Origin of the sequence: Streptomyces huasconensis, assembly GCF_021028635.1 — a bacterium.
In the GTDB taxonomy this organism is placed as follows: domain Bacteria; phylum Actinomycetota; class Actinomycetes; order Streptomycetales; family Streptomycetaceae; genus Streptomyces; species Streptomyces huasconensis.
This window is the reverse complement of the sequence record NZ_CP086119.1, coordinates 368,426-384,303: the sequence shown is the minus strand read 5'-3', so window position 1 is coordinate 384,303 and position 15,878 is coordinate 368,426. Positions and strand designations below refer to the sequence as shown.

The window sequence follows — 15,878 nt, the reverse complement described above, 5'->3', positions numbered from 1 at the left end:
CCGTCCCTGTTTCGACGCGTCGACGCTATGCGGCCGGTGACGGCCACGGCTGGGCCAATCACACGCCGCGGCCGTGTGCCACTTCGGGCCGGGCACCGGGCCCGCGGCCCGCTGCCCTGCCCTCGCCGCGCCCCCCTCTACGCCTTGCCGTCGGCCGCCGCCCGCAGCGCGGCCACGTCGAGCTTCTTCATGCCGAGCATCGCCTGCATGGCGCGCTGGGCCCGCCCGGCGTCCGGGTCGGACAGCAGCTCGTTGAGAGCGGTGGGCACGACCTGCCAGGACAAGCCGTACTTGTCCTTGACCCACCCGCAGGGCCCCTCCGCGCCGCCTTCGGAGAGCTTCGCCCAGTAGTAATCGACCTCCTCCTGGTCGGCGCAGTCGATCGTGAAGGAGACGGCCTCGTCGAAGGTGAACTCGGGGCCGCCGTTGAGAGCCATGAAGTCCTTGCCGTCCAGCCCGAACTCCACGGTGAGCACGGTGCCGGCCGGGCGCGGGGCGCCCTCTCCGTAGTACGAGATGTTCTTGATCTCCGAGTTCGGGAAGACCGAGACGTAGAACTCCGCCGCCTCCTGGCCCTCGGTGTCGAACCAGAGGCAGGGTGTGATCGTGGGCATGGCACTCTCCTGTCGCGTACGCGCCGGGCCTGTCCGCGCTCTGCGGCGCTCCGGGACGTTCTGTGGCGTTCTCTCTCTAGAGGGACCGTCGCACCGCACGGAACTCATCGCCACACGGTCACCCTGTTGTCCGTACGCTCCCTACGCTCGGCTCCCGCTCCAGACGGATGCCGAAGTGCCGCTCGTACGCCGCGAGCACCTCCGTCTCCGTGGCCAGTTCGGTGATGTGCCGCTCGCCGTCCACGGTGGTGGTGAGGGTGCGGCCGCTGAGGGTGACCCGACCGTCATCGGTGACGATCGAGCAGACCAGGGAGCGGGTGAAGTGGGAGTCGGGGCAGGTGCGGTGGTACCAGGCACCGGCCCTGAAATCGGCCAGCTCGCGCGGCCGCGGGTCGATCAAGTACTGCCGCCTGCCGTCCATGACCACCTCCAGATCGCCCGCCGCGGCCGCCACGAGGCGGAACGTGCCGCCGGGGTCGGCCTGCTCGCCCCGCTCACCGAAGGCGAGCGGCAGATGGCTGTGCGCGCCGAACCCGATGTCCGCGAGCCAGTCGCCGCCGTCCCGCGTGCCCACACGCAGCGCCAGATGGTCGTACGGGATGCCGGGCCGCCCCGTGTCGTCGTACACCCGGGCCTGCATCAGCGTGACGTCGAAGCCGAGGGAGGTCAGGAGGGCGGCGAAGGCACCGTTGAGTTCGTAGCAGAAGCCGCCTCGGCGGGCGTCCACGACCTTCGCCACCAGTGCCTCGGCGGTGAGTTCGATCTCCGCACCGAGGTGGACCGACAGGTTTTCGAAGGGAATGGCGCGCAGATGCGCGAGATGCAGCTCGCGCAGCGCCTGGTCGGTGGGGGCGGCGGGGCGCGCGGCGCCGATGCGCCGCAGGTAGGCGTCGGTCTGTTCGGTGTTCATGGGACCAGTGTGGTGGGGGAGCGGGAGGCGGACCACGGACCACGGGACGCGACCCTCTCGGACCTCCGACCTAGGCCGTTCGCGGCGCAGGATCACCCGGGCGCACGGCGCGGGATGAGGGAGGCGGGAGGGGGCCGCCCCGCAGACTCGGAGGATGGAATCGACACGACGGGGCGTGCTGGCAGGGCTGTTGGCCGCGGGGCTGGTGCCCGGCGCGGCGGGTGGGGCCGTGGGGGCGGGGCGGTGGCGGTGGGGCCCCGCCCGCCCGCCTCGCTGCTGGGGCACGAGATCCGCCGACTGCCCACCTCGCGCAAGGTGCTCGCGCTCACTTTCAACGCCGCGTGGGACGACAGCGGTGTCGACACCGTCCTGGCCGAGCTGCGGCGCCGGCGGCTCAAGGCGACGTTCTTCCCGACCGGCCGGTTCGCCAGGGACCGTCCCAGGGCTGTCCGGGCCATGGGCGCCGAGCACGGGCTCGGCAACCACTCCTACAGCCACCCGTACTTCGACGGCTTGAGCACCGGGCAGCGGGAGCGGGAGGTGCGGCGCGCCGACACGGCGATCCGGGCCGCGGCGGGGACCGAGCCGCTGCCGTTCTTCCGCTTCCCCTACAGTTCCACCACGGCGGAGTCGGTCGCCGACATCAACAGGCTCGGGTACGCGGCGATCGAGTTCACCACCGACACCAACGGCTACCTCGGGCCGGGGGCCGGCATGACCGTGGAACGCGTGGTCGAACGGGCCGTCGACGCGTTCGCCCCGGGCGCCATCATCCAGATGCATGTGGGAAGCACGGGCGACGGCGTCGTGCTGGACGCCCAGGCGCTGCCCCGGATCCTCGACGCGGTGCGGGCGAGAGGCTATGGCGTGGTCGACCTGCGCGCATTCCTGGTTCCGGAGGAGCGGCGCGGGGCTGGCCGCCTGGGTTAGGGGCGGAGCGCCGGGGCCCCAGACGTCCGAGGCGTACCTGCCCACCGGGAATCCGCGGTTCCTGGATCGGCAGCGGACCGTACCTGGTCGACCGTCTCGACGGGAGCCTGCATGAGATCGGTGTCCTCTCAGCGGTGGGCGGCGCGTGGGAGGCGGACTACCGCGTCCGTATGCGCGGACAGGTCATACGAGACGGCGACGGCGACGGCGACGTCCCGGCGCATCTCGTGGACGTCGTCACCGCGCAGCTGGTTCCGCCTGTCGATCCGGTTCTGTCGGTGCGGACCATCCGCTGAGCCGGGCGTCTCCTGGTGCGTGGTCAGCCCCAGTCGCCGTTGACCCACGCGAGCAGGCGGGCGCGCTTCTTGTAGGAGCACGTCGCGTAGGCGGCGCCGGAGGTGACGCCCGTGTCGGGCCCGCCGCGCAGGTCGTGCCCGACGTCGGCGGGGCCGTATTCGCCGTCGCGGTGGCCGTCCATGTCGTCGGCCCAGTCGAGGAGACCGAGGTCGAGGTGCTCGAAAGTACCGGTCGGGGTCGGCCGGTTCCACCGATGCGGTACGAACGCCTGCCCCGCCGGTGGAACGGTCCTCAAGGCAGCCGTCGGAGCGCACGGGCTGGCCCAGCCACCACCCGGCCAGGAAGACGGCGTACAGAGTGGTGACGACGCCGAGGCGCCGCAGGGTTATCCAGGCAGGCATCCGGGGAGTGTCGCACGACCCGAGGCCAACGCCCGCGTCGGCGGACATACCAGGCCACGCCGCCTCCCTACTGCCAGTGGCCGTCCAACTACACGTGCATGCGGGGGCGTTCGCTCGTGTCGTTGGTGCAGGCGGCGGCGTAAGCGGTGAGTGTCTGGGTCACGGTGTCGCGGGCGCCGTCACGCGGGTCGTAGGACGGGTCCGGCGTCGGGACCGGCATCCGCGTGAGAGTGGGGGACGGTTCGGGCTCGTACTCCTCGGCGAACCGGTCGAGGACGGCTCGGTCGGCGCGGCATTCGGGAGTGACGGGCTGACCCAGGTACCAGCCCGCGACGAACACGCCGTAGACCGCGGCGGCGGCGCCGAGGCGGCGCGGGGTGACCCGGCGGGGGGTGTTCACCGGCGCCCCCGTTCCAGCACACGGGCGGCGTCCCGCAGCGCCCGGACCGCGGCCTCGCTGTCCTTGGCCCGGCTGTCGCGGAGGAACTGGCAGGCGGTCGAGAGCGCCTCCTCCCGCATGACGGCCCCGTTCCCCATGGCCGCGGAGGGGCCGGTGCACACGTCGGGCAGCGGGCCCCCGGTCATGGACTGGTTCCCGGTGCCGTGGCGAGACCCGACCGAGTGCTCTACGACGATGTCGTCCGGGCCCTCGTCGCCGCTCCGGTCGGCGGCGAGGGTGAACCCGGCGCCGAACGCGGCGGCGGTGAGGACCACCCCGGCCCCGAGGGCGGCGCGGAGGCTGACCCGGCGTATCCCGGGCGGTGTTGTGCGCATGCTGAAGAACCTACTCGTAGGTGTGCGGTGTGCAGGACTCGCAGGTGTGCGGTGTGCAGGCGGCGCTTGCGACAGCCGGGGTGACCAAGGTCGGGAACCGTGGCTGTGCGCGATGTTTCATCCGCGCACGTATCAACTCCCGCGTGCCGCCCACCAGTACGTATGTCTAGCCACCGGTGACACACGCGCCCCGCCGGGCGCGTCACGACGTGGGAGAACCAGGAGGCGAGCCCGATGGGCGCTCAGCACCCTCTCCGCCGACGAGTGCCAACGGCTGAAACTCGCCATCCACCTGGCAGAGAAGTGGTCTACACGCACCCTCGATGAACCGGCCACCGGACCGCACCCGGCGGCTCTCGGCAAGCTCCCCGCGGGGGACTCGTCGCCGGGGGCGGCACCCTGACCCGCGGCGCATCTCGGCGTGCGGGGCCGGTGGCGAGGGCGGCCGCGGACCGGTGCCGACGGACGAACCGGGACACCCCGCAGGTGCACGGTGAAGGGGAGCCGATGATTCCGCGCCAATGCCGACGAAAGCGTTGACACGTGACTGCACCCTGTGAACTAGACGGGACCGTCGGCCCTCCTCCCAGGGGATGACACTCCACCGCACGCAGTACAGCGACCGTGGGCCGACAGTCCGGCTCGCAGGCGGACTCCCGCCCCCGGATCGGCGGTGAGTATGGAGAGGCATCCTGCTGGACCCCCTGACGCGCGGCGACCGCGCGGGCGGGGGGCCGTTTCCTGCCTGCCCAACCCGACGGGGGTCCCTTTCGCCGTGGCTACGTTCCTGTACAAACTAGGTCGCCTCGCTTTCCGGCGACGCCGCTATGTGGCGCTGCTCTGGGTGGCGCTCTTCGTCGGTGCGGGCGTCGCTGCGTCGACCGCTCCCGCACCACCCGAGGACTCCTTCTCGATGCCGGGCACGGAGTCGCAGAAGGCCTTCGACGTCCTGGAGAAGCGCTTCCCCGACGCAAGCGCCGACGGCGCCAGCGCCCGCGTGGTCATCCGGGCGCCCAAGGGCGAGAAGATCACCTCCGCCGACTCCAAGGCCGAGGTCGCGAAGATGGTCGCGGCCATCGGCAAGGGCCCGCAGGTGGCGGGCGTCGAGGACCCGTACAAGGCGAAGACCGTCAGCAAGGACGGCACCACCGCCTACACCGCGGTCACCTACAAGGTCGTCGCCACCGAACTCACCGACAAGTCGCGTGACGCCCTCACCAAGGCCACCGACCGGACCCGCGACGCGGGCCTGACCGTCGAGACCGGCGGCGACGCCGTCATGGCCGAGCAGGAGATGGGCGGCACCGCCGAACTCATCGGCATCGCGATCTCCGCGATCGTCCTGCTCGTCACCTTCGGCTCGCTGGTCGCCGCGGGCATGCCGCTGCTCACCGCGATCATCGGCGTCGGCATCGGCATCTCCTCCATCGGCGCCCTCGGCAGCGTCCTGGACCTGTCCGCCACAACCTCCACGCTGGCGATGATGATCGGCCTCGCCGTCGGCATCGACTACGCCCTCTTCATCGTCTCCCGCTACCGCGCGGAGATAGCCGAGGGCCGCACCCCGGAGGACGCGGCGGGCCGCGCCACCGGAACCGCGGGCTCCGCCGTGGTGTTCGCCGGCCTCACCGTCGTCGTCGCCCTCTCCGGCCTCGCCGTCGTCAACATCCCGATCCTCACCAAGATGGGCCTGGCCGCCGCGGGCACCGTGGTGATCGCCGTCCTCATCGCGCTCACCATGATCCCCGCGCTGCTCGGCTTCGCCGGCCGCAAGGTGCTGCGCCGCAAGGACCGCAAGAAGTCCGCGAGCGAACTCCAGGACCCCGACGCCAAGCCGCGGCTCGGCACCCGCTGGGCACGCTTCGTGCTGCGCCGCCCCCTCGCGGTCCTGCTCGTGGCGGTCGTCGGACTCGGCGCGATCGCCGTCCCGGCCACCAGCCTCGAACTCGGCCTGCCCGACGAGGGCACCGCGGCACCGGACAGCACCCAGCGCAAGGCGTACGACATGCTGTCCGAGTCCTTCGGCGCGGGCTTCAACGGCCCCCTGATGGTCACCGTCAGCAAGGACTCCGGGGTGGCGGGCGCCGCCAAGACCGTCGGCGAGAAACTCGCCAAGGTCGACGGCGTGGTCGCCGTGACGCCGCCCACCGCCAACAAGGCCGACGACACCGCGATCATGACCGTGGTCCCGGAGACCGGGCCGAGCGATCACAAGACCGAGGAACTGGTCAAGACGATCCGGTCCGGCGCCGACGACATCGGCGCGGACACCGGCTCCGAGATCCTGGTCACCGGCCAGACCGCGATGACCATCGACTTCTCGCAGACCCTGGACGACGCGCTCCTGCCCTACCTGGGCCTGGTGGTCGGCCTCGCGTTCCTGCTCCTGATGCTGGTCTTCCGTTCGATCCTGGTCCCGCTCAAGGCCGCGCTCGGCTTCCTGCTCTCGGTGGCCGCCGCGCTCGGCGCAGTCGTCGCCGTCTTCCAGTGGGGCTGGCTCGCGGACATCGTGGGCGTCGACCAGCCGGGCCCGATCATGAGCATGATGCCGATCTTCATGATCGGCGTGGTCTTCGGCCTCGCGATGGACTACGAGGTCTTCCTCGTGACCCGGATGCGCGAGGCGTACGTCCACGGGGCGAGCCCCGGCGAGTCGGTCGTCACCGGCTTCACCCACGGCGGACGGGTCGTGGCCGCGGCCGCGATCATCATGATGAGCGTCTTCTCCGGCTTCATCATGGAGAACGACGACATGATCAAGATGATGGGCTTCGGTCTGGCCGTCGCCGTCCTCTTCGACGCGTTCGTCGTCCGCATGGCGATCGTCCCCGCCGTGCTCGCGCTGCTCGGCAAGTCCGCCTGGTGGCTGCCGCGCTGGCTGGACAAGGCGCTGCCGAACGTCGACGTGGAGGGCGAGAAGCTGCACAAGGTCCTCGGCGACACGGGTTCGCCCGAGGCGGAGACCGACCGGGAACTCCAGCCTGTCGGCAGGTGACACCGCCGTACCGCCGAGCGGGCCGGTCGGGGCACCCCTTCGGGGGAGCGCCCCGACCGGCCCGCTCGGTCTTTCCGGTCCGCTCTGCCCTTTCGGGCCGCTCGGTCTTTCGGCCCGCTCCGGCGCCGTCAGACGTCCTGCCGCCCCGCGTCGTACGCGGCGCGCGCGGCGGCGATGGCCGGCCGGTGGTCGATCGACCAGTCGGCGAGCGCCTTGACGAGGTGCGTGAGGCTGTGGCCCATCTCGGTCAACTCGTACTCGACCTGGGGCGGGATCGTCGGATACACCGTGCGTCTCACCAGACCGTCGCGCTCCAGGCGGCGCACCGTCACGGTGAGCATCCGCTGCGAGATGCCGCCGTGAATCCTGCGCTGCAACTCCTTGAACCGCAGGACGCCCGCGGCGAGTTCCACGACCACGTACACGGACCACTTGTCGCCGAGCCGGTCGAGGACGTCCCTGACCCCGCACTCGTCCTGCGGCGTCTCACAGGCGATCACCGGCCGCCCGGCCGGGGGAGTGGTTACCGCGGTGTGCCCTGCTGACATTCAAGTGCCTCCTTACGCGGCGGGGTTGCCGCCGATGAAGATGGTTCCGGGCCGCTGACCAGCGGCTCCAAGAGGAACCACGCACGACGGGGGAACCATCCCATGCTCATGATCACCGGCGCCACGGGCGCCCTCGGCCGGCTCGTCACGGCCCGCCTCGCCGACCGCGACGACCTGGTGCTCGGCACGCGCCGCCCGGCGCCCGGCGAGCGCCGCGTCGACTTCGACGACCCGGCCGCACTGGACTTCACCGGCGTCGACACCCTCCTGATGATCTCGGCGGGGGCCGCCGAGGACGACGTCGTCATCGCCCGCCACGACGCCGCGATCACCGCCGCCGAGAAGGCGGGTGTGCGCCACCTCGTCTACACCAGCCTCAGCGGCGACGGCGACCACCTCACCTACGCGCTGGCCCACCGCTGGACCGAACGCAGGCTGCGCACCTCCTCCCTGAAGTGGACGGTGCTGCGCAACGGCCTGTACGCGGAGTTCCTTGCCGCCATCGCCGCACCCGGGCCGGACGGCACGATCACCGCGCCGCTCGGGACCGGACGCCTGGCCGCCGTGGCCCGCGAGGACCTCGCGGAGGTCGCGGCGCGGGTAGCGGCCGACCCCGCCGAGCACGCGGGCCGCACGTACGAGCTGGTGGGCGAACGCGCACTGGGCGGCGCCGAGTTGGCCGCCGCCCTCGGCGGCTCCTACGAACCGGCCACCCTCGCCGCGACCCGCGCCGCCGTCTCCGGCGCGGGCCGGGCCCAGCCCTTCCAGGTGCCGATGCTCCTGAGCACGTACGGGGCGATCACCGGCGGCTTCCTGGACGGCACCTCCGTCGGCCGCAACGACCTGCGCACCCTGCTCGGCCACGAGCCGCGCCCGGCGATCGAGGCGTATGCGCGGGCGGTGCGGGGCGCGACGGCGTAGAGGTCGTCCGGCCGGGGAGTGCGGCGCGGGCAGGTCGGCGCCCTCAGGCCAGGGACGCCGCACGGGCGGGGTCGATGGCGTGCCGCAGGGGGCGGCCGCGTACGAAACGTTCCAGTTCATCGCGTACGAGGAGCCCGAGCCGGTGGCATTCGCGGCCGAGGGCGCCGGCCACATGCGGGGTCAGAACAACGTTGGGGAGGGTGTACAGCGGGGAGTCGGGCACCGGTGGCTCCGGGTGCGTGACATCGAGTACGGCGGTGAGGTCCGGCCTGGCCCGCAAGGCCTCCGCCAGCGCCTCCTCGTCGATGAGCGCGCCCCGGGCCGTGTTGATCAGCGTCGCGCCCGGCGCCAGGGAGTTCAGCAGCCGCGCCCCGACCGCGCCACGGGTCTCGGGCAGGAGCGGCGCGTGGAGGCTGACCACGTGGCAGGTGGCGAAGAGTTCCTCGACGTCCACGAGTCGTACGCCCATCTCCCGGGCGCTGCCCGCGTCGGTGAGGGGATCGGTGGCGAGGACCTCGACGTCGAAGCGGCCGAGATGGTCCGCGACGAGCCTGCCGATGTGGCCGAGCCCCAGCAGGCCCACGCGTGAGCGGTAGGCGCCCGGGACCTCGACCCCGCGCGGGAACCGGCGGGCGGCCGCCACCTCGCGGCTGAGGCGGTGCGCCTGCTTCAGCCCGAGGAGGATCTGTGCGAGGGCGAACTCCGCCACCGGCGTCGCGTTGGCCGCCGCCGCGGAGACGATGGGGATGCCGCGCTGCCAGAAGGCGGGCGTGGTCATGTGTCGTACGGAGCCCGCCGCGACGAGGACGGCGCGCAGCGCGGGCGCCCGGGCGAGGAAGGCCTCGTCGAGGACGGGGGCGCCCCAGCCGGTGAGCAGGATCTCGGCGCGGCGCAACGCCTCGGGATGCGCGTCGAGTTGCTCCCGGGTGAGGGGCGGGCCCTGCCGGTCGACGAGCCGGTCGATGCCGGCGAGCACCTCGGGTGGATAGACGTCCGGCCTGCGGGCCTCCTCCATGACGAGCAGTGCGGTGGCTCCGGGTGCCGTCTCGGCCATGTCGATGACTCTCCTCGGCTCAGTGCTGCTGCCGCTGACGGGCCGTCAGCGGTGCCCGGGGTCCGGTGGCCGGCCGTCCGAAATTTCGGACGAACCGCCCGCAGTGGACCATACATCGGATGACTGCGAGAGCCCTGGGAGCGCGCAAGTTGACACCCGCGGGCCGTCACCCGGGCGGGGTGGCGGCATCGTACGCGACCAACGTGAACAGGGGTGGCAACGTCCTGTGCAGCCGGAACCACGTGCCGTCGGGGCATGCGAGGGCGGGTGGGGGTGTCTTCGGGCTCCGGGCGGTCGCGGCCGACGAGGGAGGGGCGGGGTGGCGGGTGAGCGGCGGCTGTTCGGAGAGAGGCGAGAAAAATTTTGTATTCATCGGAGTATTGACCCTGGGTTTTGGGGCCCGTTAGCGTCCCCGGCAAGCGCTTACCGGAGCCAACCGCCCTGCGGCGGAACGGGAGTTGTGATGCGGAGATCGCGGTGGATCGGTGCGGGTTTCCTCGCGTCGGCACTGGTCCTCACCAGCTGTACCTCAGGCCCCGCGGGAGCGGACGTGGAGCAGGACTCCGAGGCGGCGCTCCAGCTGTGGACCAGGACCACTCCCGGCGGCCCGGGAGAGAAGGGCACGCTCGCGCTCGCCGCCGCCTTCGAGAAGGCCACCGGCCAGAAGGTCGAGGTCACCGCCATCTTCGACGACTTCGAGACGAAGCTCCAGCAGCGGGCCGCGCAGCGGGACCTTCCCGACATCGTCATGAACGACGTGACGCAACTCGGCGCCATGCACGGCCAGGGCCTGCTCCGGGAGATCGACCTCGACGAGATCCAGCACAGCGATCAGCTCGTCGCACAGGGGCTCGACTCCGGAAAGAGCGTGGACGGCAAGCAGTACGGCCTGCCGTACTCGGCGCAGGCCACCGCGCTGCTCATCCGCAAGGACTGGCGCCAGAAGCTGAAGCTCGACATCCCGCGCGACTGGGACGACTTCACGGCGATGGCCGAGGCCTTCACCACCAAGGACCCCGACGGCGACGGCAAGAAGAACACCTATGGCCTCGCCGCCCCGCTCTCCACCAAGCGCGGCTACGCCTCCTGGTACTTCTCCAACTTCCTGTGGGCCGCGGGCGGCGACTTCATCACCGAGGCCGGGAACGGCACGTACAAGCCCGCCATGAGCACGAAGGAGTCGGTGCAGGCCGTCCAGTGGTTCCGCGACCTCGGCTGCGAGGACAAGGCCATCCAGCCCGGCGCGGGCACCATGGACACCCCGCCCACCAACGAGACCTTCGAGTCGGGACGCACCGGCATGTTCGCCGTCGGACCCTACCTGCTGCCCCGCTTCGACGAGGTGCTCGGCAAGGACAAGTACGAGGCCGTCCCGATGCCCAAGGGCCCCAAGGACGCGACCGTGCTCGCCGAGGGCGGCACCGTCTACCTGATGGCGGGCTCCGAGAACCGGGCGGGCCAGGACGCCTTCGCCGACTTCGCCGTCTCCGCCGAGGGACAGCGGACCGGGATGCGCGGAGAGACCGGCTTCACCGTGCAACTGCCCGTCAACAAGACGGTCGACATCTCCGAGGTCCGCCCCGACCCCCGCTGGCAGACCTACGCCGAGGCCTACCGCTCATCCGGCCGTTACGCCCCCTCCATCCCGAACTGGTCCGCCGTGCGGCAGACCACCGCCGAGACCGTCAACGCGCTGATGGCCGACTGCGACCTGGACACCCGCGGCGAGCTGCGGGACCTCGACAAGAAGCTCGCCGCCCTCCTCGAGGAACAGGGAATCGCCGCGTCATGAGCCTCGACCAGGCGAAGCGGGCCCCGCGGCCCGAGCGGCGTGCCCCACACGCCACGGGACGCGGGGCCGACAGGGCCGCGACCGGCCGCCGCGACCGGCGGGCGGGTGGGTGGTGGACGCCCTGGCTGTTCCTGGCGCCGGCACTGCTCCTCTTCCTGTACTTCAAGTTCATCCCCATGGCCAACGCGCTGACCATGTCCTTCCAGGAGGTCCAGCCCTACCTCGGGAACCGGTGGGTCGGCACCGACAACTACGCCACCGTGCTCGGCTCCGACGGCTTCCGCGAGGCCGCCTGGCACACCGTCGTCCTCGCCACCGGCCAGACCGCCGGTTCCATGCTCCTCGGCCTCGCGCTCGCGCTGCTCATGGAGGGCCGGGGCCGCCGCCTGGGGTTCGTGCGCTCCGCCGCGTTCCTGCCGGTCGTCGTGCCCGTCGCCGTCGTCGCCGAACTGTGGCGCATCATGTACCACCCGACCGAGGACGGCATGGTCAACTCCCTCCTCGGCCTGGTCGGGTCCGGCCCCTCAGGGTTCATCAACGACCCCGACTCCTCGCTCGTCTCCCTCATGGTCACCGGCATCTGGCGGGGCGCCCCCTACGACATGATGATCTTCCTCGCCGGGCTCGCGAGCGTGGACCGAGGGCTGTACGAGGCCGCGAAGGTCGACGGCGCCTCCCGGCTCCAGCGCGTGTGGCATGTGGCGGTGCCCGGACTGCGGTCGGTGTTCTCGATCCTCTTCATCCTCGCCGCGATCCGCGGACTGCGGGTCTTCACCGAGGTCTTCCTGCTCACCAACGGCGGCCCCGACGGCTCCACCGAGGTCGTGATGACCCTGATCTACAAGCTGGGCCTCGAACAGAACCGGCTCGGCGTCGGAGCGGCGGGAGCCGTCCTGCTGTTCCTCACGACGCTGGTCCTGACGATCGTCGTCCACCTGGTGCGACGCAGGGAGAGTAGATGAACGCCCCGACCGAGACCGCGCTCGGCCTGACCGAGAGCAGGAGCCCGGGCGGGCGGCTCCTGAAGGCCCTCACGTACCTGCTGGTCCTCGTGGTCTTCGCGGGACCGCTGCTCGCCCTGCTGGTCAGCGCCTTCAGCAGGGTCAAGGACCCCACGCAGCTGAGCGTCATCCCCTCGGGCGCCACCCTGGACAACTTCAGGACCGCCTTCGACCAGGGCGTACTGACCTACCTGCTCAACTCCTTCTTCGTCGTCGGCTTCGGCCTGCTGCTCCAGGTGGCCGTCTCCGTCCTGGCCGGTTACGCCCTCGCCCGCAAGGTCTTCCCCGGGATGACGCTGGTCCTCGTAGCGATCCTGGCGACCCTGATGCTGCCCGAGGAGATCCTCGCCCTCCCGCTGTCCCTCATCCTGGCCGACCTGCCGGTCGTCCACTTCAACCTCATCGGCACCCTCGCCGGCATGATCGTGCCGCTCGGCGCCTGGGGGTTCTCCATCCTGGTGATGACCGAGTTCATGAAGGACGTACCCAAGGAACTCGAAGAGGCCGCCCGCCTCGACGGCGCCGGTGACCTGCGCATCTTCGCCCAGATCATCCTGCCGATGTGCAAGCCGGCGCTGGGCGTCATCGGGGTCTTCGGCTTCACGATGATCTGGGACCAGTACCTGCTGCCCCTCCTCGTCGCCACCGACTCCTCGTCCTACACCCTGCCGTTGGCGCTGCGCACCCTGCGCATCGACCCCGACGTCACCCCCGGCGTGGTGCTCGCGGCCTCCCTGTTGGCCCTGCTGCCCTCCGTCATCGTCTTCCTCTTCTTCCAGCGCTCCTTCGTGCACGGACTGGCGTCCGGCGCCCTGAAGGGCTGACCCGGCCCCGCCGTGAAAGGAAACCCCCCCATGACTGCACGCGCCGACACCTCCTGGTTCACCACCGACCGGTTCGGGATGTTCGTCCACTGGGGCCTGTACTCCCTCGCCGCCCGGCACGAGTGGGTCAAGAACCGGGAGAAGCTCAGTGACGAGCAGTACCAGGTCTACTTCGACCACTTCGACCCCGACCGCTACGACCCGGTCCAGTGGGTGAGGACGGCCAAGGCCGCCGGCATGCGGTACGCCGTACTCACCACCAAGCACCACGACGGCTTCTGCCTCTGGGACAGCGACCTCACCGACTACAAGGCCACCAACACCCCGCACGGCCGCGACCTCGTCACACCGTTCGTCGAGGCGTGCCGCGCCGAGGGCCTCAAGGTCGGCTTCTACTACTCCCTGATCGACTGGCACCACCCGTCCTTCCCCGTCGACGGCATCCACCCGCAACGCGACGACGAGGAGTTCAAGGCGGCCGCCGCCGGCCGGGACATCCGCGACTACCGGCGCTATCTGCACGGCCAGGTACGCGAGTTGCTGACCCGCTTCGGACACGTCGACTACCTCTTCTTCGACTTCTCCTACGCCGGACGCCGCTGGTGGGGCGGCAAGGGCGCCGCCGACTGGGACGCGCCGAAGCTGCTGGAGCTGATCCGCGGCCTCCAGCCCCACATCCTCGTCAACGACCGCACCGGCCTGCCCGGCGACTTCCTCACCCCCGAGCAGTACCAGCCCGCCGGTCCGATGTACGACGACGACGGCCGGCCCGTGGTCTGGGAGGCGTGCCAGACGCTCAACGGAAGCTGGGGCTACGACCGCGACAACCTCGACCGCAAGAGCGCCGACCTGCTCATCCGCATGCTCGTCGACGGGGTGTCCAAGGGCGGCAACCTCCTGCTCAACGTCGGCCCCACCGGCCGCGGCGACCTCGACCCGCGGGACGTCGCCGTCCTCGGCGAACTGGGCCGCTGGACGGAGCTGCACGAGCGGTCGATCCGCGGCTGCGGCCCCTCGCCCTTCACCGCGCCCGCCGACTGCCGCTACACCCAGCGCGGCGACCGGCTCTACCTCCACCTCTTCTCCTGGCCGCTGCGCCACCTGCACCTGCCGGACCTCGCAGGACGGGTGCGCTACGCCCAACTCCTGAACGACGCGTCCGAGATCACCCGCGTCGAGATCGCCCCCGGCCGGCCCGCGCTCAACACCGAGATGGGCGGCCCGCCCGCCGGCACCCTCACCCTCCAACTCCCCGTCCAGCGCCCCGACACCCCTGTTCCCGTCATCGAGCTGTTCCTCGACAGCCCGGCGGACAGCTGAGGCCACGGACCGACCCGACCCCCCACCCCCGGAGGCACCATGCAACGCCGCACGTTCCTCACCGGCACCGCCCTGGGAGCGGCGCTCGCCGCCGTGCCGCTCGGCGCCCCGCGCAGGGCCGACGCGGCGGAGAGCGCGTCCTCCGCCACGGCCGCGGTCAGCTCCCTGCACGACCTCCAGAAGGCGATCGACGGCGCCGTGCCCGGCGCGCGGATCGTCCTGGCCGACGGCGACTACACCGTGCCGCCGGGCGGCTCCCTCAAGGTCACGGGAAAGCACGGCATCCAGGCCGCGCCCATCACCATCACCGCCGCGTCCCGAGGGGGCGTCGTACTCCGCGGTGAGCGCGGCTTCGTCTTCGACACGTCGAGCAACATCACCGTCAGCGGGTTCTCCTTCCGCCAGAGCACGACCCTGGAGATACCGGCGAGCTGCTCGCGCATCCGGCTCACCCGCAACGACTTCCGGCTCGCCGACATCGCGGGCCTGCACTGGGTGATGGTGCGCGCCGACGACACCAAGGTCGACCGCAACCACTTCCACGGCAAGACCACGCTCGGCGTCTACCTCTGCGTCGAGGGCGCGGGCGGCACGGCCATGGCCCAGCGCGCGCACATCCTCCGGAACCACTTCTCCGACCACACCTTCGCCGGGGACAACGGAGGAGAACCGATCCGGCTCGGCGTCAGCCCCCGCGCCCTGTCCGCCGCCCACGCCACCGTGGAGTACAACCTCTTCGAACGCTGCGACGGAGACCCCGAGGCCGTCTCGGTGAAGTCCTCGGACAACACCGTGCGGTACAACACGGTCCGCGACAGCCTCGGCGGCATCGTCCTGCGCCACGGCAACCGCACCCGCGTCGAGGGCAACTACCTGCTCGGCGGCAAGGACGGCCTGCGCGTCTACGGCAACGACCACCTCATCGCCAACAACTACCTGGCGGGCCTGTCCGGCCGGGCCCTGGTCATCGGCGGCGGCAGCACCCGCGACCACCACAGCGGCGAGACGGCGGAGGAACGGCGCGGCAACGACGCCTGCGACCGCGCGGTGATCGTTCACAACACCCTGCTGGGCAACGCCGAGACACTCCTCGGCGAGACCAGGACCCACGAGCCGCGGCAGGTCGTCGTCGCCGACAACCTGCTGGTCGGCGACTTCGGCAAGCTGGTCGCCATGGGCGCCACCACCGGCTTCACCTGGCAGGGCAACATGCTCTGGGGCGCGGCGGCCGACGGCGACATCCCCACCGGCGGCTACACCCGGCTCGACCCCGCCCTGCGCCGGGACGCCGACGGGATCTTCCGGCTGACGGCGGGCAGCCCCGCGATCGGCAGGGCGACACTGACGCGCCCGGCCGTCACCGAGGACATCGACGGCCACCCGCGCGGCAGCGCACGCGACATCGGCGCCGACGAATACACGCCGGCGGCACCGCTGCGCCGTCCCCTCACAGCGGCGGACGTGGGCCCGAACGCCCCGTGAACGCGGGTGCCCCTA

16 protein-coding genes are annotated in these 15,878 nt (G+C 71.4%); 9 read left to right on the top strand and 7 right to left on the bottom strand.

The annotated features are described in order from the left end of the window. Positions 1-137 precede the first annotated feature (137 nt). Entirely contained in the window at positions 138-614 is a 477-nt protein-coding gene (locus J2N69_RS01645) for a VOC family protein (protein WP_230899087.1), read from the bottom strand. Positions 615-732: 118 nt separating this feature from the next. After that, complete coding sequence (locus J2N69_RS01640; RefSeq protein ID WP_230899086.1) at positions 733-1,524, bottom strand: arylamine N-acetyltransferase family protein; 792 nt, start codon at positions 1,522-1,524, stop codon at positions 733-735. A gap of 243 nt (positions 1,525-1,767) precedes the next feature. On the opposite strand from J2N69_RS01640, the gene J2N69_RS01635 reads away from it, so the two are divergent. Continuing rightward, positions 1,768-2,454, top strand: a complete 687-nt coding sequence (locus tag J2N69_RS01635; protein ID WP_230899085.1) for a polysaccharide deacetylase family protein — start codon at positions 1,768-1,770, stop codon at positions 2,452-2,454. Positions 2,455-2,624: 170 nt separating this feature from the next. Further along, positions 2,625-2,750, top strand: coding sequence for a hypothetical protein (locus J2N69_RS36370; RefSeq protein WP_269075585.1), 126 nt, complete (start codon positions 2,625-2,627; stop codon positions 2,748-2,750). 23 nt (positions 2,751-2,773) lie between these two features. Here J2N69_RS36370 and J2N69_RS01630 read toward each other — a convergent pair whose 3' ends face one another. The 3 genes from J2N69_RS01630 to J2N69_RS01620 form a co-directional block, all read right to left on the bottom strand. Continuing rightward, a complete protein-coding gene (locus J2N69_RS01630) occupies positions 2,774-3,046 on the bottom strand; it encodes a hypothetical protein (protein WP_230899084.1) in 273 nt (90 codons plus the stop codon). A gap of 194 nt (positions 3,047-3,240) precedes the next feature. After that, a complete protein-coding gene (locus J2N69_RS01625) occupies positions 3,241-3,552 on the bottom strand; it encodes a hypothetical protein (RefSeq protein WP_230899083.1) in 312 nt (103 codons plus the stop codon). Beyond that, a complete protein-coding gene (locus J2N69_RS01620; RefSeq protein WP_230899082.1) occupies positions 3,549-3,926 on the bottom strand; it encodes a hypothetical protein in 378 nt (125 codons plus the stop codon). Before J2N69_RS01620 ends, J2N69_RS01625 begins: the two co-directional genes overlap by 4 nt. Before the next feature lie 775 nt (positions 3,927-4,701). Between J2N69_RS01620 and J2N69_RS01615 the strand changes: the two genes are divergently transcribed. Next, positions 4,702-6,921, top strand: a complete 2,220-nt coding sequence (locus tag J2N69_RS01615) for an MMPL family transporter (protein ID WP_230899081.1) — start codon at positions 4,702-4,704, stop codon at positions 6,919-6,921. 128 nt (positions 6,922-7,049) lie between these two features. Here the strand turns inward: J2N69_RS01615 and J2N69_RS01610 are convergent, their stop codons facing one another. After that, positions 7,050-7,469: a winged helix-turn-helix transcriptional regulator gene (locus J2N69_RS01610; RefSeq protein WP_230899080.1), complete on the bottom strand. Its 420-nt coding sequence runs from the start codon at positions 7,467-7,469 to the stop codon at positions 7,050-7,052. A gap of 102 nt (positions 7,470-7,571) precedes the next feature. On the opposite strand from J2N69_RS01610, the gene J2N69_RS01605 reads away from it, so the two are divergent. Next, the gene (locus J2N69_RS01605; RefSeq protein ID WP_230899079.1) at positions 7,572-8,390 is read left to right on the top strand and encodes an NAD(P)H-binding protein; all 819 of its coding nucleotides are present in this window, start codon (positions 7,572-7,574) and stop codon (positions 8,388-8,390) included. 43 nt (positions 8,391-8,433) lie between these two features. Here the strand turns inward: J2N69_RS01605 and J2N69_RS01600 are convergent, their stop codons facing one another. Further along, a complete protein-coding gene (locus J2N69_RS01600; RefSeq protein WP_230899078.1) occupies positions 8,434-9,444 on the bottom strand; it encodes a hydroxyacid dehydrogenase in 1,011 nt (336 codons plus the stop codon). A 550-nt stretch (positions 9,445-9,994) separates the two neighbouring features. Between J2N69_RS01600 and J2N69_RS01595 the strand changes: the two genes are divergently transcribed. The 5 genes from J2N69_RS01595 to J2N69_RS01575 are packed head-to-tail and all read left to right on the top strand — an operon-like array spanning position 9,995 to position 15,863. Continuing rightward, entirely contained in the window at positions 9,995-11,236 is a 1,242-nt protein-coding gene (locus J2N69_RS01595) for a sugar ABC transporter substrate-binding protein (protein ID WP_230899077.1), read from the top strand. After that, on the top strand, positions 11,233-12,198 hold the full coding sequence (locus J2N69_RS01590) for a carbohydrate ABC transporter permease (RefSeq protein WP_230899076.1): 966 nt from the start codon (positions 11,233-11,235) through the stop codon (positions 12,196-12,198). The genes J2N69_RS01595 and J2N69_RS01590 overlap by 4 nt, the downstream gene beginning before the upstream one ends. Next, positions 12,195-13,061 carry a carbohydrate ABC transporter permease gene (locus tag J2N69_RS01585; protein WP_230899075.1) on the top strand — a complete coding sequence of 289 codons (867 nt, stop codon included), beginning with the start codon at positions 12,195-12,197 and terminating at the stop codon, positions 13,059-13,061. The genes J2N69_RS01590 and J2N69_RS01585 overlap by 4 nt, the downstream gene beginning before the upstream one ends. A 30-nt stretch (positions 13,062-13,091) precedes the next feature. Then, positions 13,092-14,381 carry an alpha-L-fucosidase gene (locus tag J2N69_RS01580; protein WP_230899074.1) on the top strand — a complete coding sequence of 430 codons (1,290 nt, stop codon included), beginning with the start codon at positions 13,092-13,094 and terminating at the stop codon, positions 14,379-14,381. A 39-nt stretch (positions 14,382-14,420) separates the two neighbouring features. Then, positions 14,421-15,863 carry a polysaccharide lyase 6 family protein gene (locus J2N69_RS01575; RefSeq protein ID WP_230899073.1) on the top strand — a complete coding sequence of 481 codons (1,443 nt, stop codon included), beginning with the start codon at positions 14,421-14,423 and terminating at the stop codon, positions 15,861-15,863. Positions 15,864-15,878: the final 15 nt, after the last annotated feature.

What these genes read in the sequence shown, in the direction of transcription:
- J2N69_RS01605 (WP_230899079.1), top strand. Translation starts at nt 7,572, where the DNA reads ATGCTCATGATCACCGGCGCCACGGGCGCCCTCGGCCGGCTCGTCACG.
- J2N69_RS01600 (WP_230899078.1), bottom strand. Translation starts at nt 9,444, where the DNA reads ATGGCCGAGACGGCACCCGGAGCCACCGCACTGCTCGTCATGGAGGAG.
- J2N69_RS01575 (WP_230899073.1), top strand. Translation starts at nt 14,421, where the DNA reads ATGCAACGCCGCACGTTCCTCACCGGCACCGCCCTGGGAGCGGCGCTC.
- J2N69_RS01585 (WP_230899075.1), top strand. Translation starts at nt 12,195, where the DNA reads ATGAACGCCCCGACCGAGACCGCGCTCGGCCTGACCGAGAGCAGGAGC.
- J2N69_RS01620 (WP_230899082.1), bottom strand. Translation starts at nt 3,926, where the DNA reads ATGCGCACAACACCGCCCGGGATACGCCGGGTCAGCCTCCGCGCCGCC.
- J2N69_RS01645 (WP_230899087.1), bottom strand. Translation starts at nt 614, where the DNA reads ATGCCCACGATCACACCCTGCCTCTGGTTCGACACCGAGGGCCAGGAG.
- J2N69_RS01640 (WP_230899086.1), bottom strand. Translation starts at nt 1,524, where the DNA reads ATGAACACCGAACAGACCGACGCCTACCTGCGGCGCATCGGCGCCGCG.
- J2N69_RS01580 (WP_230899074.1), top strand. Translation starts at nt 13,092, where the DNA reads ATGACTGCACGCGCCGACACCTCCTGGTTCACCACCGACCGGTTCGGG.
- J2N69_RS01610 (WP_230899080.1), bottom strand. Translation starts at nt 7,469, where the DNA reads ATGTCAGCAGGGCACACCGCGGTAACCACTCCCCCGGCCGGGCGGCCG.
- J2N69_RS01590 (WP_230899076.1), top strand. Translation starts at nt 11,233, where the DNA reads ATGAGCCTCGACCAGGCGAAGCGGGCCCCGCGGCCCGAGCGGCGTGCC.
- J2N69_RS36370 (WP_269075585.1), top strand. Translation starts at nt 2,625, where the DNA reads ATGCGCGGACAGGTCATACGAGACGGCGACGGCGACGGCGACGTCCCG.